This is a genomic window from Caballeronia sp. SBC1, from assembly GCF_011493005.1.
In the GTDB taxonomy this organism is placed as follows: domain Bacteria; phylum Pseudomonadota; class Gammaproteobacteria; order Burkholderiales; family Burkholderiaceae; genus Caballeronia.
The window spans coordinates 1,723,415-1,745,010 of the sequence record NZ_CP049156.1 but is presented as its reverse complement, the minus strand read 5'-3'; the positions used below and the strand labels follow the sequence as shown (position 1 = coordinate 1,745,010).

Below are 21,596 nucleotides of genomic sequence, written 5' to 3'. Positions count from 1 at the left end.
TATGGAAAGCATGAATGTCATCAACGTAAGCGTGACGTTTCCAGGACGTCGTGCTGGCGAGAGCGTGCACGCGCTGGACGACATCAACCTGAAGATCAATTCCGGCGACCTGGTGGTCGCGCTGGGTGCATCGGGCTGCGGCAAAACCACCTTGCTGTCGCTGATGGCGGGATTCATTGCGCCTAGCAGCGGCCAGTTGCTGCTAGGCGGCGAACCTATCGCCGGCCCCGGCGCCGATCGCGGCGTGGTGTTCCAGAAACACGCATTGCTGCCGTGGTTGAACGTGATCGATAACGCGGAGTTCGGCTTGAAGCTGCAGGGTGTCGCCCGAGCGAAGCGCCGTGAGATAGCGGTGCGCAACCTCGCCCTCGTCGGGCTGCAGGATTTCCACAAACATATGATCTACCAGTTATCCGGAGGAATGCAGCAACGCGTGGGTATTGCGCGCGCCCTCACCTGCGACCCAGCCATGCTATTGATGGACGAACCCATGGCCGCGCTCGACGCGCTCACCCGCGAAACCATCCAGGAGCTGTTGCTCGACGTCTGGAAGAAGACCAACAAGATGTTCTTCTTCATTACCCATAGCGTGGAGGAGGCGCTCTTTCTTGCAAGCCGGCTGATCGTGATGTCACCCCGACCGGGGCGAATCACCCATACCTACGAGCTCGATTTCAACCAGCGTTTTCTTGAGACTCGCGACGCGCGGGCTGTCAAGTCAAGCCCCGACTTCATTGAAATGCGCGAGCGCATACTTAGCATTATCTACGGCGACGAGAAATCTCACGGCGCAGCGGCGGAGGTGGTTCATGTCTAGTTCGAAATCGATTAACGCGCTACCTCACCGCAACGTATCTATGAGACCCGACACCTCGGCCGAACCGCCGCAACGGCCGCGCCGCCGTGCGCGGGTTCTCGCCAAGAAACCGGTCAAGCCCGGTGACTCGTTTGGCGTGCCTGGGCAAGGTAGCAGCCTTGCCGCAAGCATGTTCACCATCCTTGCCCTGTTCGGCTTGTGGTTCGCGGTGACGAACCTGCACTTGATCAAGCCACTCTTCCTGCCTTCGCCACAGGCCGTCTATGCGAAATTCATCCTGGTGGCAACGGACGGCTTCGCCAACTCGACGCTCGCGCAACATACCGGGATCAGCCTCTTGCGCGTGTTCGGTGCCTTTGCACTCGCGTGTCTCACCGCCATACCCGTGGGTGTGATGATGGGCGTGTCCCGCATTGCGCGCGGCCTGTTCGATCCGCCGATCGAGTTCTATCGTCCGTTGCCTCCGCTTGCCTACTTGCCGCTCATCATCATCTGGTTCGGCATTGGTGAGTTCTCGAAGGTGTTTTTGATCTACCTCGCGATCTTCGCGCCACTTGCTATTGCTGCGCGTGCCGGTGTGCGTTCAGTATCAATCGAGCAGATTCATGCCGCTTACTCCATGGGTGCATCGCGCACGCAAGTGGTCCTTTACGTGATTCTCAAATCGGCGATGCCGGAGATATTCACGGGCATGCGCATCGGCATTGGTGTGGGCTGGACCACGCTGGTCGCAGCCGAGATGGTGGCGTCCACGAGCGGACTCGGTTTCATGGTGCTCAACGCCGCAGAATTTCTCGCAAGCGATGTCGTCATCATGGGCATTATCGTGATCGGATTCTTCGCGCTGTGTTTCGACGTCCTGATGCGCTATGTAGAGCGAGTGCTCGTGCCCTGGAAAGGCAAGGTCTAGTCCTTGAACATGTCGCCGCTCCTGGCGGCGGCATGTGGACTTAGCGATTTACCGGCACTGGTACTACTCGTCCCGATTTTTGGCTTGCCATACTGGATTCATTCGCCGCAAACGCGATCCAACTGCGGATTGCCCGCACTCCACTCGAACGGCTGTCTCCAGAAAAGCCGCCCGAGGATCCGCAATACACGGAGACAACATGCTCAAGCTCATGATCGGGCTCGGTATTCCCTATATAGGCGTCATCGGCCTGCTGCCGTGGGTCGCATCGATTGACCGCACCGTGCTCGGCGTCCCGTTCATCTACGCCTGGATCTTCGGATGGTTCGTGTTGACGTCGGGCTGCCTGATGCTCTGCTGGCGTCTGTTCGACTGCCATTTCGACGATGCACATCCCGACAACAACTGAAGGAGGATGACGGATGGCCACCGCCGTATTTCTGGGCTTCATCGTCTTTTCGCTTTACCTCGCGATCCGATCAAAATCGGGCCGCGGACCGCAAAGCGTGCATGATTTCTTTGTTGCATCGCGGCAGTTCGGCGCGTACCTGGTGTTCTTTCTCGCCGCGGGTGAGATCTACAGCATCGGCACGATGGTCGGTTTTCCTGGCGGGATCTATGCCAAGGGACCGACATATGGCGTCTGGTTCCTCGGTTACATCCTGCTGGCGTATCCGGTCGGTTATTTTATCGGGCCAAAAATCTGGCAAGCAGGAAAACGCTATAACGCGATCACCCTGCCCGACCTGTTCAAGGGTCACTTCCAGAGCCGTACGCTCGAGCTTGTCGTGGCAGCGTCCGCCATTTTGTTCTTGCTGCCTTGGGGCCAATTACAGTTCACCGGTCTTGTCGCCGCGCTCAAGGGACTGGGCTGGAATTTTCAGCCGTTCTATCTGATCCTGATATCGGCCATGCTGGCGTTCACGTACATCGCGATTGCGGGCGTGCGGGCGTCGGCTTATATCGCAGTGCTGAAAGATATTCTCATGGTCGCCGCCATTGTTATCACCGGGGTCGCGGTCTCGGCGGAGGTCGGCGTCACCGAAGTCTTCCACGCCGCTAGCCTGCATGTCAGCAACCGGATGGACGCGCATCAATTGACGTTCTCGATGAGCACCATGCTGTTCCAATCACTAGGCTTCTATGTAATGCCGTTTGCGGTGCAGAATTTCTTCACGGCAAAAAGTGCGAACACGATCCGACGCACGCAGGTCGCCATGCCTCTCTACATGCTGATGTATCCGTTTCTTGTTGTCGCGTCTTACTACGCGATCAGCCAGAACCTGCATCTTGCATCGCCCAACGAAGCGTTCTTCGCGGCTGCGATCCGTTTGCTGCCGGGCTGGCTGCTGGGTCTTGTGGCCGCTGGCGCATCGCTTTCCGGACTGCTCGTGCTGGCTGGGATCTGCCTTTCCATCGGACCGATCGTCACCCGCAACCTGCTGCCGAACATGCCCGAGAACAAGCAGAAAAGGAGTGCGAAGTTCGTTATTGTCATTTACCTGGTGGTGTCGATCGTGATGACGCTTCTGACGCCGAATCTCATGCTGACGCTCATCAACACCACGTACTACGGCGTGACCCAGTTCTTCCCCGGCGTTATCGCGATTCTGTTCGGGCTTCGCGTACGGCCTGCAGCAATTGGAGCAGGCATGCTTACCGGACAAATCCTGGCTATCGCCCTTTATGTCTTGCAGTTTGATCTGGGCGGCTTGAATCTCGGCCTCGTTTGCCTCGCCGTGAACGTTGCCGTACTCGCCGCGGTGCATCTTGCGATGAAGCGGCCTCATGTGCATGCATTGTCTTGACTCGTGTATCGACTGCCAAACCCACTAACGAGCGCTTATGAACGACGCATCAACAAGTCCCATCCAGGTTCTTGTCGCGAAGAAAATCCTCACGATGAACCCGGCGCAACCGCACGCCACCCATGTCGCCATTCGCGATGGCAGGATCCTGTCGGTTGGAAATAGTGAAGACGTGAAACAGTGGGGCGATGCCGAAATCGTCGATACGTTCAGAGACAAAGTGCTGATGCCCGGTTTGGTGGAAGGCCATTGCCACCTGATGGAAGGCGCGATGTGGGACGCGGTTTATGTGGGCTATCACGATCGTCGCGGCCCCGATGGCATTCGTCATCCCGGATTAACAACGCTCGACGCGGTGATCGACCGGCTCAAGGCAGCCCACGATCTGATGACGGATGGGCAGGCCCCGCTTCTCGCCTGGGGCTTTGATCCAATCTTCTTCGGCACAAAGCGCTTGTCGGTCAAGGAACTCGACACAGTCAGCGCGCAGCGGTCCATCGTCGTACTCCATGCCAGCGTGCATCTGATGAACGTCAATTCGCCCATGCTGGCGCTCGCGGGTATTGACAGCGAGACGGACATTGACGGAATCGGCAAGGATGCGGATGGCGAACCAACCGGCGAACTGCAGGAGTTCGCCGCCATGTTCCCCGTGTACCGCTTGATCGGTGGTGGACTTTCCATTGCGGCCAGCGAAAAGAAGGAAGCCATCTGGAATTTCGGCCGCGTCGCGCAACTAGCTGGCGTCACAACCGCGACCGACCTGGTGAACGATTTCTCTGAACGGGGCAATCAGAACCTGAGAGACATCACTAACGACCCGGCCTACCCGCTCAGGATTGTTCCGGCATTTGCGCCGCAGCGATGCCCCGAAGGCGGCCCGCAGCGCGTTCTGTCAGCTATTGTCGGCAACACGGACAAGCTGCGCTTCGGACCGGTTAAATTCATTGTCGACGGATCGATTCAGGGCTTTACTGCTCGCTTGAAATGGCCGGGATATCTGAATGGCAAGCCGAACGGATTGTGGTTGATTCCGCCAAGCCAGTTCGTCGAAGTATTTGCGCCGTTCCATGAAGCCGGGCTGCAACTGCATATTCATACCAACGGCGACGAGGCGACCGAACTGGTCCTCGATGCGCTCGAAAAAATTCTCGATCGCTGCCCTCGCCACGATCATCGGCATACCTTGCAGCACTGCCAGATGGCCAACGCAAGCCAGCTCGCACGAGCGGCAAAACTGGGCCTGTGCATCAATTTCTTCTCCAACCATCTCTACTACTGGGGCGATGCCCATTATGAGCAGACCATGGGCGCCGATCGTGCGAACCGCATGGACGCCGCGGAATCAGCGCGGCGCCTGGGTATTCCGTTCGCCTTTCATTCCGATGCGCCAATCACGCCGTTGAATCCGTTGTTCACGGCGTGGTGTGCTTCGCAGCGCGAGACATCTTCGGGGCGAGTGCTTGGCGCCAGCGAGCGTGTTCCGGTGGCAGACGCGTTGCGGGCGATCACGCTTGGGGCTGCCTACACGCTCAAGATGGATCATCTGGTCGGCAGTATCGAAGTGGGCAAGTTCGCCGACTTCGCCGTGTTGGAGGATGACCCGAGTGAGATCGCGCCCGAGCGGTTGAAGGATCTGCCAGTGTGGGGAACGGTGCTCGGTGGCCGCGTATTCCAAGGGCCGGCAGGATGACAGCGAGCGGCGTCCGGGGGCCGATTCCGCTCATTATCGTCGGCGGCTATCTGGGCGCGGGCAAGACGACGCTGCTCAATCATGTGCTCGCGAATGCGGGACAGCGCCGCATTACCGTGCTCGTCAACGACTTTGGTGCGATCAATATCGACGCTGCCCTGATCAGGGAACGCACTGACGATGTCATCACCCTGGAGAACGGCTGCGTCTGCTGTTCGATTGGCGGACGACTGGTCGACGCACTGCTCGCGATCAGCAACCGGCCCGATCCGCCCGACTTTCTGATCATTGAGGCAAGCGGAGTATCGGACCCTGTGCGCATCGCGCAAATTGGTCTGCTCGATCGCGCGTACCGGCTGTATGGAATCATCGTTGCGGTAGATTTGGCATCCATCACGCAGACACTACTGGACCCCTATGTAGGCGATATTGCACGGCAACAGATTGCTGGTGCTACGGCAATACTGCTGACCAAAACAGACTTGATCGACGAGCATAAGAAAGCGGCTGTCGTGGCTGAATTGACGACGGTGGCCCATACCGGGATCATGCTGGAAACAACAAACGGCGCGGTTCCCCTGGAACTCTTCTTCGATGAGAACATCACGGGCCAGCTTCGCACCAGCTGGCCGCGCCCGATGACCGGTTTAAACCCGAAGCTGCCGGTGGACTTCTGCAGCTTTCTCTTTAGTACCACGGCACACCTGGATCGCAAGAAACTCAAGGGCGCGCTGCGAAGCGTCTCTGGGCACCTATTGAGAGCGAAAGGCCTGATCCGGTTGGACGGTGAAGCGGCGACACAAGAACTTCATGTGGCCGGCGGCCGTATCCTTATTACGCCATTTCCCGGAGAAGTTATCACGGAGTCTGTGATCGTTCTTATCGGCATATTCGACAATGCAACCGAACAGGCGACGCTCGATGCGCTCGCTGCAGCAATATCGACGGAATGGTGACACTGAAGTTCTTTCATTGCTGACTAGTTATCCTTAGTAATTGCCAAACGTCGTGACGATTTCCATCTGACCTAAAACGCCGTTGAACATAAAGTAAATCGTGCCGATATCAAATCGGCACGATCATGTTCCAACAGAACAGAAACCCTATCAACATCCTACCCGTCAGAACCGCGGCGGCTGATACTCCGCGAGGCTCGCGGGTTCGGCGCTTGCGCTGCTTTTCTTCCGGGCACGCCACATATATGCCGGAAACAGCACGCCGAGACTCGCGACTCCGAGCCAGAGAGGCTTGCGCTGTTCGGGTATCAACGCCATCGCCACAAGAATGCCGATCATGCCGATAATCGCGACCCAGGTCAGGTACGGGTAACACCACATTCTCACGCGCAACTTCTGCGGTGCATCACGCTCGAGACGGGCACGCAGCCTCAGTTGCGACAGCGCGATCAATACATAGACGAAAATTGCGACCGTGCCATAGGAGTTGACGAGGAATGCGAACACCGTGTCCGGGGACACGTAAGACATCACTACCGATGCGTATCCAAACACGGTGCCTATCAGGATCGCCCGGACCGGCACGCCCCTGCGGTTGACCTTCGCGAGACCAGCTGGCGCGTCACCGTGGCGAGTCAGGGCGAATAGCATCCGCGACGCAGCATAAAGGCCTGAATTGAGCGCCGACAACACCGCGGTGAGCACGATTGCATTCATGACGTTCGCGGCCGCAGGGATGCCCATTGCGCTGAGCGCGCTGACATAGGGCGTTGCCATCTGCGGAGAATTCCAGGGCACCAGCGCGACGACCAACAGGATCGAACCGACATAGAAAACCAGCACCCGCGTGATGACTGAATTGGTTGCCTTCGCGACCGCCTTGGTCGGCTCATGCGCTTCGGCGGCGGCGATCGTGACAATCTCTGCGCCGAAGTAAAACCCTGTAGCGGCCACTGCCCCGCTCAATACCGGCCCGATCCCTTTTGGCATAAAACCACCGTGCGACAAGAGTGTCGGGAGCACCGCCGTTGCGTGCATCGAGGCGGGCCAGAGTCCCAGAACATACAAGCCGCCGAGGAACAGAAACACGATGATCGCGGCCACCTTGATCGACGCGAACCAGAACTCGAATTCGCCGTAGCTCGCGACCGAGATCAGGTTGGTCGCGGTCAGCAATACGAGCAGCGCAAGGCTGATCATCCAAGCGGGCGTGTCCGGTAGCCAGAACTGCACGAGTTTGGCGCCGGCCACGGCCTCCACTGCAACAACGATCACCCAGAAATACCAGTACATCCAACCCGTCAGGAAACCAGCAAGCTTGCCTGGCCCGCGCTTGCCTGCGAATGCAAGACGCGCGTATTCATAAAACGAACCGACCGCGGGCATTGCGCATGCCATTTCTCCCAGCATTCGCATGACCAGTACAACCAGGCCACCGGTAATCAGAAACGACAGGATCGCCGCTGGCCCTGTTTGCTGAATAACCACACCACTGCCCACGAAAAGGCCCGCGCCAATCACGCCTCCCAGCGCGATCATTGTCATGTGCCGCTGCTTGAGCCCAGCCTTCAATTCATTTTTTGCTGTTGATCGTTGCATGTTGTCTCCTGATTTCAATCGACCGCCCGACCGTGCACTTCTGTCATGCAGTGCTTAGATTCGGGCGGCGTCACTTGATCGGGCGAAGACGCTTACGCGTCCCGCCGTTAAAGATTCATCTTGAATGGTGAGACCTGGCTTACGTGCATGGATGACGCGTCACCAGTTGAGTGCCAAGCGCGCGCTGGGGAGCACGCGCGCCCTGTTCAGGGCTTCTCGTCGCGCCTGAAATACAGCTGATAGAGCATCCGTTGGCCAATCCGGCGGAACGGTGCGAACGGATGACCGGGCAATTGCGATGTGAAAATCGGCAACGTCTGTTTCCCTCCCTTCCCCGCTATCTGCTCAGCCAACCGCCGGCCCGCCTGCTGCGAATACGACACGCCATTGCCACCGTAACCCAGCGCGTAGTAGACCGATTGCTTCGGGTCCGGCTGACAGATACGCGGCATCATATCGTGAGCGACATCGACCCAACCCCACCACGAGTAGTCAATCGCAACGCCGCGCAACGCGGGGAACTTGCGAACCATGCCTTCCACGAGCAAATCGTAGTGGCGGGAATTCGGTGCATCAGCGCCTGTGATTGCGCTGCGGCTGCCAATCTGCAGCCGGTTATCCGGCAAGAAGCGGTAATAGAAACGCAGGGTGCGCGTGTCAGTCAGCACCTGTGTCGTGCGGAAGTTGCATGCCGCAATTTCCTGCTGGGTGAGCGGGCGCGTCACCATTGAATTGGACAGGATCGGCATGATCCGGCTCGTCAGCGACGGATGAAGATCAGGCGCCGTATAGGCACCCGTCGCAATGCCCACCGAACGCGCCCGCACGATGCCGCCAGGCGTACGGAGATGATGGACCCCATTGACGGTTTCCCACCCAATCACCGGGCTGGCTGGATGCACCCGCGCTCCCGCCTCGCGGGCAAGCCGCAAGTAGCCGAATGCGAGCTTCAACGCATGGATACCGATGCCCTCGGGTTCATGGAGCGCGCCGGCCGCTTCAGCATCGTTCACATACTCACGACGAAACGTTTCCTGATCGAGCAGCTCGGACGGGTAGCCGAACACGTTCTTCCATACCTTCGCCTCGGCGGCGAGTTTTTCCATCATGCGCGGGCGATGCGCAATCAGGAAGTGACCGCCCGGCTGCGGATCGCAGTCGATTTCAGCCACCAGCGACTTGAAATTCTGGAAACCCTCCAGGATCTCATCGTGCATTTTCAGCGCGGTGTCTTTGCCCCATCGTTCGATCCATTGGGAGCGCGACAAACGTCCTGATGCGTTCTGGCCCTGGCCACCGTTTCGGCTGCTGCAACCCCAGCTCGTCTTGTTGGCCTCGAGGACTACTGCCTTGATGCCATGTTCGCGTGCCAGGCATAGCGCCGTGGCGAGGCCTGTGTAGCCCCCGCCGATGATGGCCACGTCCACGTCGATGTCCTGGGTGATCGGGCCGTCGTCAGGTGGCGGAGCACCGGCAGTTGCAACCCAGTAGGTCGGCGCGTATTGCTTGCCATGACCCGGGCCCGGAGAAACCAGCGGGTCGTATGTCGGATCGTATTGCGTAGCGCTGCTTCGTTCAACAGACACGCTTGGCGCAACCCGTTCGATTGCACTGTGCTCCATGCGACACTCCTCGTCGGGATCAAAAGTTCTGCCTTGGACGTTCATTGAGGAACGCACGTTGGAAGGCCATGATTTGAAGGTCATAAATGCGTGGCGAAACTCGAAGCGTTAGCACCTTTTTTCTACGATGCGTTCGCCTATGAGGACGTCTCGCCGGCGCCTTTATCGGCGATTCACTTGAGAAGATTGTAGAAAGACCACGCGACCGACGGTAGGTCCAGTCGGTTGCTTTCGTTTGGTGCAAGCGGCGGTGGGAGATGGTTCAGGCGGGGGCCGAGCAAGCGGCGGTAGCGAGCCGTGGGTGATCAGGTTTGCGATTTGCCCAGAATCGATGAGCTATTGTTTTTTTTGCTCACATCAACTGCGTTGAGTATGCGTCCAGGGCAAAGGACGCCCTCCTCCGCCTGTTGACGGAGTTCGTGTTGTAGATAGCGCCGAAATCACCGATCCCTATTTCGCTCAGGCTCGCTTGCCGGGTGGGACAACTGCTATTCCGGCCGCTTGTTCACTGTTACTTTCGTGGCAGAACAGTACCACCGCCACTAATCGCCGGTGAATCGAACACTCCGTGCGTAGGTCCATAGCTCGGACGCGTGTTGATGTTAGTCGGAGAATTACTATTCGTTTGCGCCCCGCCTGAGGATTGCGCATTCACCGATTGCGATTCCAGCAGTTTTTGGGTCCGGTTATTCAACGCAGCGTTGCCCGTTTCGAGTAAGCAACAGCAGCATACGAAGCCAAGGATAAGATTCCGTTTAGTCATGAACGCCTCCTCTTCAAGTACGGACGGCCACGGAATCCAACTTGTCGGATGAACCGGCGCTCTGGCGATTTGCACTGCCCGTGGCTTGTCCAACGACGTCTGATCTGAAAGGACGAGAAGGTGATCTGCTGATCAACAACTCGTCCGCGGAGTCATCGTCGATATGATTATCGTGCGCTTTTGCACACCACATCACAAGCTGATCTGGGGTCGCGCCCATCCTTTTTCGGGCAAGGAAAATCCTGCTTGGACGTGCTCTTTCCCTGCCGAAAAATTGGGAGCCGGCCGCGCAAACGGAGTTGAGCAGTGAACGCACGTGCCCTCGGCTTACCCAACGCGATGGTTGGGTCTTGTGCATCGCCGCAATATTGCTCTCGCATGCCGCATAAACCCGGCCGGCAACGCCAAGCATTAATCGTGCTGCGAAAACGGCCAATAGGCGCGCGCAAGCCGCCTTCTTCGGCCGCCCCCTCACACCGCGTGTTCGAGCTTGAAAATTTCGACCGAAGTACGAAGCGCTTGCGCTTGACCTTCAAGTGAAGCGGCCGCTGCAGCAGCCTGTTCGACCAGGGCCGCGTTCTGCTGTGTCACGTCGTCCATTTGCGTGACCGCACGGGCAACCTGTTCTATACCATTGCTCTGCTCTTCCGAGGCCGACGTGATCTCGCCCATGATGTCGGTTACGCGCTGCACTGCGCCAATAATATCGTTCATCGTTTGGCCCGCCTCCTGCGCAAGCGCGGAGCCGCTCTTTACGCGAGTAACGGAGGTCAGGATCAACTCCTTGATTTCTCGCGCAGCGCTTGAGGATCGTTGAGCGAGGCCGCGCACTTCGGAGGCAACCACCGCGAAGCCCCGGCCTTGCTCTCCAGCACGCGCCGCTTCCACGGCTGCGTTAAGCGCAAGAATGTTGGTCTGGAAAGCGATGCTTTCGATAATACCGATGATGTCGGCAATTTTAGTCGAGCTGTCGTTGATCTCGGCCATCGTGCCGACAACGCGGCCAACCACGTCGTTGCCTCGGTTCGCGATCGCCGATGCGCTGACCGCGAGCGTGCTGGCCTGACGTGCGTTTTCGGCGTTCTGGCGTACCGTGCCCGTCAGTTCCTGCATGCTTGCAGCAGTCTCTTCAAGCGAGGCCGCCTGCTCCTCGGTACGGCTGGAAAGGTCGGCGTTACCGCTCGCAATCTGCCGCGTCGCCGCGCCGATAGATTCGCTCCCTCCGCGCACGGCACTTACCGTGTCGATAAGGCTCGCGCGCATGCGGGACAGGCCGGCAAGCAGCATCCCCATTTCGTCGCCTGACCTCACATCAACTTTCTCACGCAAATCACCGCTCGCGATCAGGTTGAAGTGTCTCAGCGCGTCCGCGATAGGCACACCGATCGCACGGCGCAACGACATCCAGCTGTAGCCGGCCACTATGACGCCCGTCAGCACCATGACCAGACATGCCATGCTAAGCATCGAGGAATTGCGTTCTGCGCGCTCGTACCCTGTCTGCCCGAGTTCTTCCTGGTATTTCTTCAATGCATCATCGCTTTGGGTCATGACCCCGTAGACCGGAGTCAGGTCATTAGCTGCATTAACAATCGCGTCGTGGTTGCCGCCTTTGATTGCCGCGATATATGCGTCGATTGCTGCCTGCATGTCACGACGTGAGGCACTCGTGGTAGTCGCGAGACGGTCTTCCGTGACGTCCCGAGGCAGGCTGAGGTATCTGTTCCACCAGTCGTTGGAAGCGGTGCGGAACCCTTGCGCTCGACTTACGATCAATGCAGCTGCTGTGGTCTCGGGCGAGAGCGCCGCCCGGTCAAGCGCCATGCGCTCACGCGCCACGAAGATTTCCATGTTGCCGATCGCGACGGTCCCGGGTAACTGCTTCGAATAGGTTTGCCGATTCGATTCGTTGCTGCGGTTCATGCCGATCAGCCCAAGCACGCCGATAACGATCATCAGCAAAGCCATGATGCCTACGGCGACGCCGAGCCGCGCCTTAATGGTGAACCAGGTGCGTTGCGCCCCGATCAAATTGTCGTTCATCTGTCTCCTCCGTATTGATGATCTGAGCCCATCTCTGTGTTCTCGAACCCTATAACGGCCTGCTTGCGGAGAAACTTGAGAACTCCGGAGAATTTTGATCGTCCCGGTTTGCTCCTTACTCCCCGTTATTCACCGTTACCCGCGGACTAAGACCCAAATCATCAGATACCCAGATACATGGCATCGGAATTCACGATTACGCCAGTGCAGTTGCTCGGACGTCTGCCAACCCGCAAAGGGGCGAGCACGCGGCAAGTTCATAACCTTGTGGGTTCCCACATCCAAACGGGGGTCTTTGGTCGCTCCACGGTAACGGCTAGTCGCGCGCCCTTCCCGCTATTTATCTCTGCGTGAATGAGTCATTCCTCTACTCGGATACTCAGATATCTCGGGTCATTCGTATCAGATCGCACGAAATTCGTTCAAGACTGCCAACAGTCGCCGATAATCAACAGGCTTCGTGAAATGCATGTCGAAGCCCGCCGCCGCCGCGTCCTGCTTATCCTGTTCCTGGCTCCAGCCCGTCAGCGCGATCAGCAAGATGTGGTCTCCGTCCGGGCGTTCACGGATCTGCTTCGCCAGGTCATAGCCATTGATATCCGGCAGGCCAATGTCCAGCAGGATGACGTCCGACGGCGCTTGCGCTATCAGCTGGAGGGCACCCGCACCGTCGTACGCGATGCGGGTGGCATGACCATCCAGATCGAGCAACATAGCCAGACTCACGGCGGCGTCCACGCTATCGTCGATGATCATGATCCGCCAACTCTCGCAGGCAGGCGCGGCCTCTACCGAGGGGTTGCTGTCATCCATCGCGGCTTGGCTGGACGATGCAGGGGCCACCGCGGCCACCGGGAGACGAACGACAAATTCGCTTCCGCGACCGACTCCCCCGCTCGACGCCGAAACCGTTCCACCGTGCCGCTCGGTCAAAGACCGAACGAGCGACAGGCCGATGCCGAGTCCACCCTGCGACCTCGATAAACCCGGCGCCAGTTGGGCGAAAATGCCGAAGATGGTCGGCAGATGCTCGGCGGCGATGCCGATCCCCGTGTCGCGCACGCAGATCACTGCCTCGTCCGCGTCACGGATCGCGCTCAACGTGATTGTTCCGCCCGCGGGCGTGTACTTCGCTGCGTTGTTGATCAGGTTTTGAATGATCTGCGATAGCCGCACCGGATCGGCATCGAGGAAGATTGGCTCTGGAGGCACTTCGACAATCAACCGATGCGACGATGCTTCGATCACCCCCCGGGAGCTTTCCAGTGCCTGCCGGATCGCCTCGTTCAACTCGATCCGCTCCTTGCGGAGTTCCAGCTTCCCTTCAGCGACGCGCGACACTTCCAGCAGATCGTCCACCAGCCTCGCGATATGACCGACTTGCCTCTCCAGCACGCCGCGCGACCAGATCACCTGATCGTCGTCGAAATGCTTGGTCCGAAGCAGCTCGACAACGGTCTGGATCGGCGCAAGCGGATTGCGTAGTTCGTGCGCCAGCGTCGCGAGGAATTCATCCTTTCGACGGTCGGCAAGTTGCAGCGCCTGCTCGGCATGGTTCTTCGCTTCCAGCGCTATTTCCACCCTTTGCCGGGTCGCCAGCAACTCCTTCTCGTACTTGTCGCGGTCGGTCACGATCACGAACGCGAAATGGTCGTACTCGGTTTCGCCGTCGTGACGCCGTACGGCGTTGATCAGCATCGGGACCTTGTGCCCGTCGCGATGGCAGAGTTCGAGTTTCACCTCCGCTACCGAGCGCTGCATTTGCAGCAGAGGCGCCCAATGCGTCTGATGGAACACCTTTCCGCCGATACTCAGCAGGTCCTGGATCCGGCGCTGTTCAAGCAGTTCGCCAGCGGCATATCCGACCCAACAGCAGAACGTTGAATTGACACGAACGATCATGCCGTCGACGGTCGTCGTGACGAGGCCGCAAGGTGCTCGCTCGAAGGCGTCGTCAATCGGTCCCATCGTTCGTTTGTTGCTATCCATCTTACAAGTGTAGTTCTTTCAAAAACGCCTCGGCTGCAGTCTTGCTCTGTCCCGGCGCGCTCAGGTGCGGACAATGGCCGACGTTGTTGACGACACTAAGGACGCTGTCCGGAATCTCGCGGAGCATGTATTCCCCGACAGACAGCGGCGCAAGCAGGTCTTCATCCGATTGAACGATGAGCGTAGGCGTTGTCACGAGCGCGAGATCGGCGCGGTGATCGGCGAGGAAAGTGACACGCGCGAAATGCTTGGCGATCTCGGGATCGGTGCGGCAAAAGCTGTTGGTCAGTTCCTCGGTCATCTCAGGCGTGCCCGACGCGCCCATGATCGCCGGGGCCATCGTGTTCGACCAGCCGAGGTAGTTGCTCTCCAGTGTTTGCAGCAACTCGTCGATGTCGCCGCGGGTGAAGCCGCCTATGTAGTCGCCGTCGTTAATGAACGATGGCGAGGGACCGATCATGATATTGGCCGCGAACCGCTCCGGGGCCTCGATCGCGGCCAGCATACCGATCATCGCACTGACAGAATGACCAACGTGTATGACCGGTCCGGCTGCGCATTCGTCGATGATTTCGAGGACATCAGATGCGTAGCCCTTCAGCGAGCCGTACTTGCCCCGGTCATAGAACGCCAGATCGGATTCGCCGCCGCCCACAAGGTCAAACAGGACCGTTCGGTATCGCTCAGCGAAGCTGGGCGCGAACAGCTTCCACATGTTCTGGTCACAGCCAAAGCCATGAGCAAACATGATCGTCACGGGACCATCGCCGGAAATGTGGACATTGTTACGCGATCGAACATTCATTTTCATACCTGCAAAATAAGTCTACTAAGGAAATCGGTAATTGATTCTTCACTTCCTTGCGCGTGTTGAAAGAGCAAGGATTGTTCTCGGACTAATTTTTTTCGGGTCTGAAAATTGCGCGCTACACACGCTGACACCCTGTCAGAAACGCACACGTTAAACATATAAGAAGGCTTATGTCCTGGATACAAAATGAACGGGCGCGGGCGTGGACAAAGCGCATCAATTACGTGGACGGCACGTCACCCCGCGTGCTTGTCGTTGACGACAACCAGAGCGCAGCCGAGGCCCTGGTCACTTACCTCGGGTTCGAAGACATTGAATCGCGACCCGCCTATGGCGGCGCCGAAGCCATCGCGGCCGCCAGGAGCTGGTTGCCGGACGTGATTGTAATGGACATCTCCATGCCCTATTGCAGCGGCATAGAGGCATCCCGAGCCATGCGCGCCGATGTAACGACCCAGGGCATTGCCATTATCGCCTTTACCGCGCTCGACGAAGAAGAGGTACGGCGGCATCTCGTAGACCACGAGTTCGACGGGTACTGTCAGAAAGGGCAACCGCCTACCACCCTCCTTGCACTAATCTGGACTTTCTTGCTGAGAGATAAGTAACCGCTAAGTAACCGCTGCCAAGATTCGAAGTGAATCCGAGAGTGAAATCGCAACGTATTGAGCGGTATCTCGCTGCTGTGGGCCTGGCCCCGGGGGTTGCCCCGGCATTAAATGCTGACACTCTGTAGGTCATCCTATGTATGCTGGCGCGAAATCCGGCGGCCAAGCGTCATCTGATTCATAACAAGTGAGCAGCGCAAGAAAATCTAAGGTTTTTCTTCGGACTGCCGTATTACAGTCTTGGACGGCAAAGCGACCCGCTTCGGAGACGCAGTATGGATAAACGCGCGCCATTACGAATCAACGGACCTGGCGCTTTTGTAGCCATCGTGCTGGTTGTCATCTATGGTTTATGGCACCTCAGCGGCGCCTGGGCATTTGTGTTCGGGTCGCTTTTCCTGGCCTTTGGCGTCTGGGCTCTATCTAAACTATGGAACCCCCTGCCGAAATCATTCTGGTGGTATTGCGTCCTGGCGACTTGTCTCGGGGGAATCAGTCTGCTGCTCATCAAAAGCACGAGCGCCTAGGTGCGGTCGCTATCCCAACTCGGTCCGCCGAGGCCAAATACCAGTCTCCCTGTCGCATCCTGCTGGCCTAATGCTTTACCTTCCTCCGTCGATTTCCAAAAATGCCCAGTTGAGCACGCGTATCACGGCCTCGTCTGGGGAACTAAACCTTCCCATCGCACCTGATGAACGCACCGCGAAACCCCGCCGCGCGTGTCTGGCGGTGGACGCTCGAATCACTGCTTGAGCCATATAGGCGTGCCCTATGCACGTCGACGTGAGCTCAATGCAGTAGCCCTTATGAGTCATTTGCATGGTGCCTCCGTCCTCAAGTAGTTGAGGATTCAGATACTCACGCAATTGCTGTTCCATTGCCCTCCGGCAATGCGCTATCACCCAAAACCAGGTCTCCACTGAAATGACGAAAACACAGGCTCCCGAAGGGTTCTAGATGGCCGATCACGCTCATTCGACCCGCAGAGAAAAGCGTCGCGGCGAACGAAAACGTCGGAAAAGTGATGAGCCCCACGACAAAGACAATGCATTGATGACAACGTTGCGCGGGCCGCTGACAGGCTCGATTTGGCATGCGAAGGATTTTGAAAAGATGCATTAGCACTTTGAATCACTCGCTCAGGGTAATTTGCTGTGCTGCTCGCCGTTTTCAGCCGCCTTTTCGTTGGTTGCGCAATTTTGCAATGATATGGATACCGAAATGGTTCTGCGGAAACTGGGCGAGTATCAGGGCAACGCAGTCCCAACGGAGTGATCCGCTATTCCGACTAGGCACTTACACGTTGTGCGTCTGGTCGGCGCTGCAGCTACGCCGGTATGCGCTCGTCCATGGATTCCGTAGGAAGGTGTCCAATAACGCCATGCGCGAGTCTTTCGTCGTCATGCCTGGATGTAAACCGCTTGCGCACGCGGATCGTTCCACGCGAGCGGGGCCGACGTTAAAGATCTTCTCGATCCGCTTTTAATCAAACGGAGATGAATACGATATTCGCCATCTGTCGACACGCAGTGGACCGGTTAAGGCAGCGCTTGCCGGTAGTTCAAATCCTGGAACGGTCGAGCTATAGTCGTAATATATTCGGACCAGTAACCAGCAAGCTGGGGTCAATATGGTTGATATCGACGATGCCAGAGAAAATCACCTTTTGTCGGTTTTGCCGGAGACCGAGTGGAGGCGCATGGCGCCGCATTTGGTACGGGTCAAAATGCCGTTGGGAAAAGTTGTGTACGAGTCTGGCGACCGGCTCGGCCACCTCTACTTCCCTACGACATCGATCGTATCGCTGCTTTATGTACTGGAAGATGGCGCGTCGGCCGAAATCGCGATCGTCGGCAACGAGGGTTTGATTGGCATCTCACTGTTCATGGGCGGAGAGACAACGCCGAGCCGCGCGGTTGTTCAAAACGCCGGAGAAGCGTATAGGCTGAGGTCCCATGTCTTGAAAGAAGAGTTTCGGCGCGCCGGTCCTGTCCAGCGATTATTGCTGCGCTACACCCAGGCGTTGATTACGCAGATGGCTCAGACCGCAGTTTGCAATCGCCATCATTCTATCGATCAGCAATTGTGCCGGTGGCTGCTACTCAGCATCGACCGATTACCCTCCAACGAGCTCACGATGACAGAGGGATTGATCGCAAACATGCTCGGTGTCGGGCGCTCAGAAGTCACGGAGGTGGCACTGAGATTACAAGATGCTGGACTGATCCGCTACAGCCATGGACACGTCGAGGTGGTGAACCGGCCCGGCCTCGAAAAGCGTGTATGCGAGTGCTATCGCGTGGTGAAAACCGAGTTCGACAGGCTGCTGCCAGATCTGATGGAGATCTGAATACAAATTCCGGCGCGCCGCGCACCGAGTCCCAAGCGACTCCCAAGCGACGGGAGGCGCACCCGTAACGGGCGGCATCGCCACTTACTCGCAAGCGGGTGCGCAATTCAGCTTCAACATGCTGTGGACAATCATTGTCACCTACCCGCTGATGGTGGTTATTCAAGTCATCAGTGCGTGGTTGGGACGGGTGAGCGGCCATGGTCTTGCTACTAATATCCGGCGCCGTTATCCCGCGTGGCTCTTGTACGGGTCCGTGTTTCTACTGCTGGTGGCCATTGCCGTCGACCCGCCCGCGATGGGCGCGGCGGTCAATCTTGTCATTGGCGGTTCCGTGCTGCTCTATACCATCGGCTTGGCACTGTTTTCCGTTCTGCTGCAAGTTGTCGGCTGCAGCCGGGGCGGGTGCACGCTCGGCTCCAGGAATCGCGGGTTCTGGCGGCGACAACGGGCCCACCGGTTACTTCCTAATTTGATGGTAGCTTGGGCTGAACCGGATATCGGGAATTTGCTTGAGGCGCGTGGTCCAGGACTAGCCTGAGTCCACGGTCAAAGCAAAAGCGTTTACAGGGAAGCAATCGGCTTCGGGCTGGGCAAAGTCTCAAGTAAATCGAATAGCCTGTCGATTGGCACCGGCTTAGCAAAATAGTAGTCAAACCCTGCTTCGATCGCTTCCTTATGGAAGTCCGCCGTCGCGTAACCACTTAGAGCAACTAATGTCAGCGGTTCCGTATTAAAGCGCTCACGCAAACCGAGAGCGACATCGAAACCGGACATGTCGGGCAGACCAATATCGATGATTGCGACTGTCGGCCTGAACACCGTGTCGGGAGACAACGCCGTTTTCCCGTCGAGCGCGGTTTGACATTCGTGACCATTCATAGCCAGCAATGCTTCCAATGCGCGCAGGGAGTCTTCGTTGTCGTCCACGAGCAGCATGCGTTGCGCATAGCCTCCGTGTGCATCGGCGAAGGTCTCCGGTGCATCCGGTACAAGATCGTGAACCCGCGGCAATTCAACCACGAAGGTGCTGCCTCGCCCGATGCCCGGGCTTTCCACCGTGACCGTACCGCTGTGATCGCGCACGAGCCGTTGCACAACCGTCAACCCGATACCCAGACCGGATTCCTGTCGTCCCAAACCCATGGACGCTTGCGCAAACAGATCGAAAACCCGCGGCAACATGTTGTCGTCAATGCCAATGCCGCGATCGATTACTTTCACGCGCACACTGATGTCGTCGACCGTCACCCCAATTTGGATTTCATCGGCTTGAGACGTATAGCGCGCGGCGTTGTGAATGATGTTGCTGAACACCTGTTTTAACCGGCCGGGATCGACACGGACCATGACGGGTTCGGGCGGATACTCGACCAGCACGCGATGCCCGTAGCGCGCCACTTCGGCTGCGGTCATCTCCACGGCGCCATCAATCAGTGTCTCGATACGAACAATCTCTGTCTTCAACTCCACTTTGCCGCGCGTCAGCCGGGACACGTCGAGCAGATCGTTGACCATGTGGGAAAGATGCTGCGTCTGACGACCGATCACCGCGAAGGTCTTGGCCTGCATGTCGCCAATCGGCTCGGCGCTGCGCTGCGCCACTTCAAGCGACAAGGAAATCGCCGAGAGCGGATTGCGCAATTCGTGCGCGAGCATCGCGAGAAACTCGTTCTTGCGAGCGTCCGCGTCTTCGAGTTCCGCCTTGTTGCGGCGCAGTTCTTCAAGTGCGAGCAACATGTCGCGATTCTGGCGTTCCAACTCTTCGACGGGCGTTTGCGCCTTCCTACGCGTTAACTGCTCGACCAGTCCGTTCAACTGAGCAGTAGTCAGGCGCGGCGTATCGCGGGGAAGAAACATTTCAAGCGAGACCGTCGTACCCTGGCCGGGCTGTGAACTGACAAAGAAGCCGTCGGCCATTCGCCGGCTACCCGGGATACCAATGCTCAACGATTTCTCGCCGTGGGACGCATCGGCGAGGAGTTCGTCGAGGTTTGCAATGCCGGGGCCCTTATCCGTGATCTGCGCGACCACGCATTGCATGTTGATCGCTTCGCTGGCGTCGCCGACTAGGAAGGTCAGCGTGCCTCCGCCGGCGAACTGCACAGCATTGCGCGCGATTTCCGAAATAGCGGTGATGAAACGCGTACGCTGCAGATTGTCGAGCCCGAATAACTCACCCACCTGGCGCGACCGGTCGCGAATTGCGACGAGGCTGAGATTGCTGCTGATCGGTGTGGAAAGAATTCGATGAAGCATGTCAAACCGCCTTGACGACAACAACGGTTGCATCGTCCGAATCACGCGCGAAGTCGCGATGCAACACGGCCGCGATCAGGCTCGGATGGTGTTGAATCAGGCCCGCATGCCGGTTCAGGTTCCAGCGCGTCGACAAGCCATCCGTTGTCAGGATCATCGCACTGCGGGCAGTCCAGTCAACCGAGGCCTCGCGGACCAGGCGCATGTTGTAGCCGACCGTGCCATCGGTGGAAAGCAGATGCTGACTGGCTTCGCCGGACACCACGATTCCGACGATATTGCCAACCCCGGCAAACTTGACCGAGCCTGCAGCCATATCAATCTCCGCTACCGCCATCACCGCCCCGCGTGACCCCTTGAGGCCTTCGTGCGCGTGCCGGAGAATGCTGGCGGGCGTGTCTATGCGACCGGCTTGGCGAAAGATATCCACCGCGCGCCGTGACGCGTCCGACGCCAGCGGACCGTGACCGAGGCCATCGAGAAGGACAGTACGCATTCGACCGTCACGTTCCTCGACACCCCACGCGTCGCCGCACACTTCCTGGTTCGCCTTCGGCGTCGATCGTGCCCCGACAGAATAGCGCGACGCATCCGCCACCTGCGATTTGGCGTTCTGGATGCGCGCGAGCACGGCAGTACCCGCGCCCGCGACGGAGTAAATGTCGAAGAGATGCGATTGACGGGACATGGTGCCCAACCCCGCTCCCAGACTGCCGCCCGTTGAAAAGCCATCACGCCGGGCCGCATCGAGATTCGCGATACCCGGCCCGCGGTCTAGCGCGAGCAATTCGATCCCGGCGACGTCGCCGCTCATATATTGCCGCAGCAAAATTTCGCCGCGCCCCGCGTACTTGATGATGTTGGTCGCGGCTTCGCTCGCGACCAACGCGGCGTCGGCCTGGTATCGCTCGGAGAAACCCAGGCTTTGAGCGAGCTTGATGGTCGCCCGCCGCGCTTCGGCTACGCCGCTTTGATCCGTGAGACTCAGCGCATAGTCCATCAGCGCCTCTTCCATTGGGTAATGCTCACTGTAGTCCCGACATTGACCGCCGACGTAATGTCGAATTCGTTGACCAGACGACGTGCGCCACCCAGGCCCAGTCCCATGCTTTTAGCGGTGCTGTAACCGTCTTCCATTGCCCGGTCGATATCCGGAATCCCCGGACCCTGATCCGTGAAAACCAGTTTGATGCCAGCACGCCCGTTGTTCTCGAGCTCGAAAACCGTGACCGTGCCCCCCTTGCCGTGTACGAGTGTATTACGCGCAAGCTCGCTCGCCGCCGTTACGAACTTGGTTCGCTCAAGCGTTCCGAAAGCCATTTTTGTCGCGAGTTCCTGTATGAATTTTCGCGCGCCGTTGACTTGATC

At 58.2% G+C, this 21,596-nt stretch carries 17 protein-coding genes and 1 pseudogene; 10 read left to right on the top strand and 8 right to left on the bottom strand.

Annotated elements, in window-relative coordinates; translation table 11 throughout:
- The first annotated feature begins 1 nt into the window (after position 1).
- The 6 genes from SBC1_RS07710 to SBC1_RS07685 all read left to right on the top strand — a co-directional run bounded on the left by SBC1_RS07710 (position 2) and on the right by SBC1_RS07685 (position 6,184).
- Complete coding sequence (locus tag SBC1_RS07710; RefSeq protein ID WP_165089958.1) at positions 2–817, top strand: taurine ABC transporter ATP-binding protein; 816 nt, start codon at positions 2–4, stop codon at positions 815–817.
- Positions 810–1,727 carry an ABC transporter permease subunit gene (locus SBC1_RS07705; protein WP_165089940.1) on the top strand — a complete coding sequence of 306 codons (918 nt, stop codon included), beginning with the start codon at positions 810–812 and terminating at the stop codon, positions 1,725–1,727. The genes SBC1_RS07710 and SBC1_RS07705 overlap by 8 nt, the downstream gene beginning before the upstream one ends.
- Positions 1,728–1,926: 199 nt before the next feature.
- A complete protein-coding gene (locus SBC1_RS07700; protein WP_165089935.1) occupies positions 1,927–2,136 on the top strand; it encodes a DUF3311 domain-containing protein in 210 nt (69 codons plus the stop codon).
- Positions 2,137–2,149: 13 nt separating this feature from the next.
- Positions 2,150–3,535 (top strand): sodium:solute symporter, encoded by a 1,386-nt coding sequence (locus SBC1_RS07695; RefSeq protein ID WP_165089929.1) that lies wholly within the window; start codon positions 2,150–2,152, stop codon positions 3,533–3,535.
- 37 nt (positions 3,536–3,572) lie between these two features.
- On the top strand, positions 3,573–5,228 hold the full coding sequence (locus SBC1_RS07690) for an amidohydrolase (protein WP_165089922.1): 1,656 nt from the start codon (positions 3,573–3,575) through the stop codon (positions 5,226–5,228).
- The gene (locus SBC1_RS07685) at positions 5,225–6,184 is read left to right on the top strand and encodes a GTP-binding protein (RefSeq protein WP_165089915.1); all 960 of its coding nucleotides are present in this window, start codon (positions 5,225–5,227) and stop codon (positions 6,182–6,184) included. The genes SBC1_RS07690 and SBC1_RS07685 overlap by 4 nt, the downstream gene beginning before the upstream one ends.
- Positions 6,185–6,349: 165 nt before the next feature.
- Here SBC1_RS07685 and SBC1_RS07680 read toward each other — a convergent pair whose 3' ends face one another.
- The 5 genes from SBC1_RS07680 to SBC1_RS07660 form a co-directional block, all read right to left on the bottom strand.
- On the bottom strand, positions 6,350–7,783 hold the full coding sequence (locus SBC1_RS07680) for an amino acid permease (protein WP_165987516.1): 1,434 nt from the start codon (positions 7,781–7,783) through the stop codon (positions 6,350–6,352).
- A gap of 206 nt (positions 7,784–7,989) precedes the next feature.
- Complete coding sequence (locus SBC1_RS07675; RefSeq protein ID WP_165089905.1) at positions 7,990–9,405, bottom strand: FAD-binding oxidoreductase; 1,416 nt, start codon at positions 9,403–9,405, stop codon at positions 7,990–7,992.
- A 1,234-nt stretch (positions 9,406–10,639) separates the two neighbouring features.
- Positions 10,640–12,211 carry a methyl-accepting chemotaxis protein gene (locus tag SBC1_RS07670; RefSeq protein ID WP_165987514.1) on the bottom strand — a complete coding sequence of 524 codons (1,572 nt, stop codon included), beginning with the start codon at positions 12,209–12,211 and terminating at the stop codon, positions 10,640–10,642.
- Positions 12,212–12,613: 402 nt separating this feature from the next.
- Complete coding sequence (locus tag SBC1_RS07665) at positions 12,614–14,179, bottom strand: ATP-binding protein (RefSeq protein WP_241202049.1); 1,566 nt, start codon at positions 14,177–14,179, stop codon at positions 12,614–12,616.
- A gap of 22 nt (positions 14,180–14,201) precedes the next feature.
- On the bottom strand, positions 14,202–15,005 hold the full coding sequence (locus SBC1_RS07660; RefSeq protein WP_165089892.1) for an alpha/beta fold hydrolase: 804 nt from the start codon (positions 15,003–15,005) through the stop codon (positions 14,202–14,204).
- Positions 15,006–15,181: 176 nt separating this feature from the next.
- Between SBC1_RS07660 and SBC1_RS07655 the strand changes: the two genes are divergently transcribed.
- The 4 genes and pseudogenes from SBC1_RS07655 to SBC1_RS39765 form a co-directional block, all read left to right on the top strand.
- On the top strand, positions 15,182–15,619 hold the full coding sequence (locus SBC1_RS07655) for a response regulator transcription factor (protein ID WP_165987512.1): 438 nt from the start codon (positions 15,182–15,184) through the stop codon (positions 15,617–15,619).
- Positions 15,620–15,894: 275 nt separating this feature from the next.
- Entirely contained in the window at positions 15,895–16,146 is a 252-nt protein-coding gene (locus SBC1_RS07650) for a hypothetical protein (RefSeq protein ID WP_165987510.1), read from the top strand.
- A gap of 1,103 nt (positions 16,147–17,249) precedes the next feature.
- Complete coding sequence (locus SBC1_RS07645; protein WP_165089877.1) at positions 17,250–17,969, top strand: Crp/Fnr family transcriptional regulator; 720 nt, start codon at positions 17,250–17,252, stop codon at positions 17,967–17,969.
- A 76-nt stretch (positions 17,970–18,045) separates the two neighbouring features.
- A pseudogene (locus SBC1_RS39765) lies at positions 18,046–18,354 on the top strand (divalent metal cation transporter); the annotation flags it as partial.
- Positions 18,355–18,533: 179 nt separating this feature from the next.
- Here the strand turns inward: SBC1_RS39765 and SBC1_RS07635 are convergent.
- From SBC1_RS07635 to SBC1_RS07625, 3 genes are read right to left on the bottom strand one after another with little or no spacing between them, the layout of a single operon-like run.
- On the bottom strand, positions 18,534–20,228 hold the full coding sequence (locus tag SBC1_RS07635; RefSeq protein WP_165089871.1) for an ATP-binding protein: 1,695 nt from the start codon (positions 20,226–20,228) through the stop codon (positions 18,534–18,536).
- Between the two features lies 1 nt (position 20,229).
- Positions 20,230–21,243, bottom strand: a complete 1,014-nt coding sequence (locus SBC1_RS07630; protein WP_243830274.1) for an ATP-binding SpoIIE family protein phosphatase — start codon at positions 21,241–21,243, stop codon at positions 20,230–20,232.
- Positions 21,228–21,548, bottom strand: a complete 321-nt coding sequence (locus SBC1_RS07625; RefSeq protein ID WP_241202047.1) for an anti-sigma regulatory factor — start codon at positions 21,546–21,548, stop codon at positions 21,228–21,230. Before SBC1_RS07625 ends, SBC1_RS07630 begins: the two co-directional genes overlap by 16 nt.
- Positions 21,549–21,596: the final 48 nt, after the last annotated feature.

Bases quoted from the DNA above. Each gene is read 5' to 3' on its own strand.
- SBC1_RS07710 (WP_165089958.1), top strand. From the start codon at position 2: ATGGAAAGCATGAATGTCATCAACGTAAGCGTGACGTTTCCAGGACGT.
- SBC1_RS07705 (WP_165089940.1), top strand. From the start codon at position 810: ATGTCTAGTTCGAAATCGATTAACGCGCTACCTCACCGCAACGTATCT.
- SBC1_RS07700 (WP_165089935.1), top strand. From the start codon at position 1,927: ATGCTCAAGCTCATGATCGGGCTCGGTATTCCCTATATAGGCGTCATC.
- SBC1_RS07695 (WP_165089929.1), top strand. From the start codon at position 2,150: ATGGCCACCGCCGTATTTCTGGGCTTCATCGTCTTTTCGCTTTACCTC.
- SBC1_RS07690 (WP_165089922.1), top strand. From the start codon at position 3,573: ATGAACGACGCATCAACAAGTCCCATCCAGGTTCTTGTCGCGAAGAAA.
- SBC1_RS07685 (WP_165089915.1), top strand. From the start codon at position 5,225: ATGACAGCGAGCGGCGTCCGGGGGCCGATTCCGCTCATTATCGTCGGC.
- SBC1_RS07680 (WP_165987516.1), bottom strand. From the start codon at position 7,783: ATGCAACGATCAACAGCAAAAAATGAATTGAAGGCTGGGCTCAAGCAG.
- SBC1_RS07675 (WP_165089905.1), bottom strand. From the start codon at position 9,405: ATGGAGCACAGTGCAATCGAACGGGTTGCGCCAAGCGTGTCTGTTGAA.
- SBC1_RS07670 (WP_165987514.1), bottom strand. From the start codon at position 12,211: ATGAACGACAATTTGATCGGGGCGCAACGCACCTGGTTCACCATTAAG.
- SBC1_RS07665 (WP_241202049.1), bottom strand. From the start codon at position 14,179: ATGGGACCGATTGACGACGCCTTCGAGCGAGCACCTTGCGGCCTCGTC.
- SBC1_RS07660 (WP_165089892.1), bottom strand. From the start codon at position 15,005: ATGAATGTTCGATCGCGTAACAATGTCCACATTTCCGGCGATGGTCCC.
- SBC1_RS07655 (WP_165987512.1), top strand. From the start codon at position 15,182: ATGTCCTGGATACAAAATGAACGGGCGCGGGCGTGGACAAAGCGCATC.
- SBC1_RS07650 (WP_165987510.1), top strand. From the start codon at position 15,895: ATGGATAAACGCGCGCCATTACGAATCAACGGACCTGGCGCTTTTGTA.
- SBC1_RS07645 (WP_165089877.1), top strand. From the start codon at position 17,250: ATGGTTGATATCGACGATGCCAGAGAAAATCACCTTTTGTCGGTTTTG.
- SBC1_RS07635 (WP_165089871.1), bottom strand. From the start codon at position 20,228: ATGCTTCATCGAATTCTTTCCACACCGATCAGCAGCAATCTCAGCCTC.
- SBC1_RS07630 (WP_243830274.1), bottom strand. From the start codon at position 21,243: ATGGAAGAGGCGCTGATGGACTATGCGCTGAGTCTCACGGATCAAAGC.
- SBC1_RS07625 (WP_241202047.1), bottom strand. From the start codon at position 21,548: ATGGCTTTCGGAACGCTTGAGCGAACCAAGTTCGTAACGGCGGCGAGC.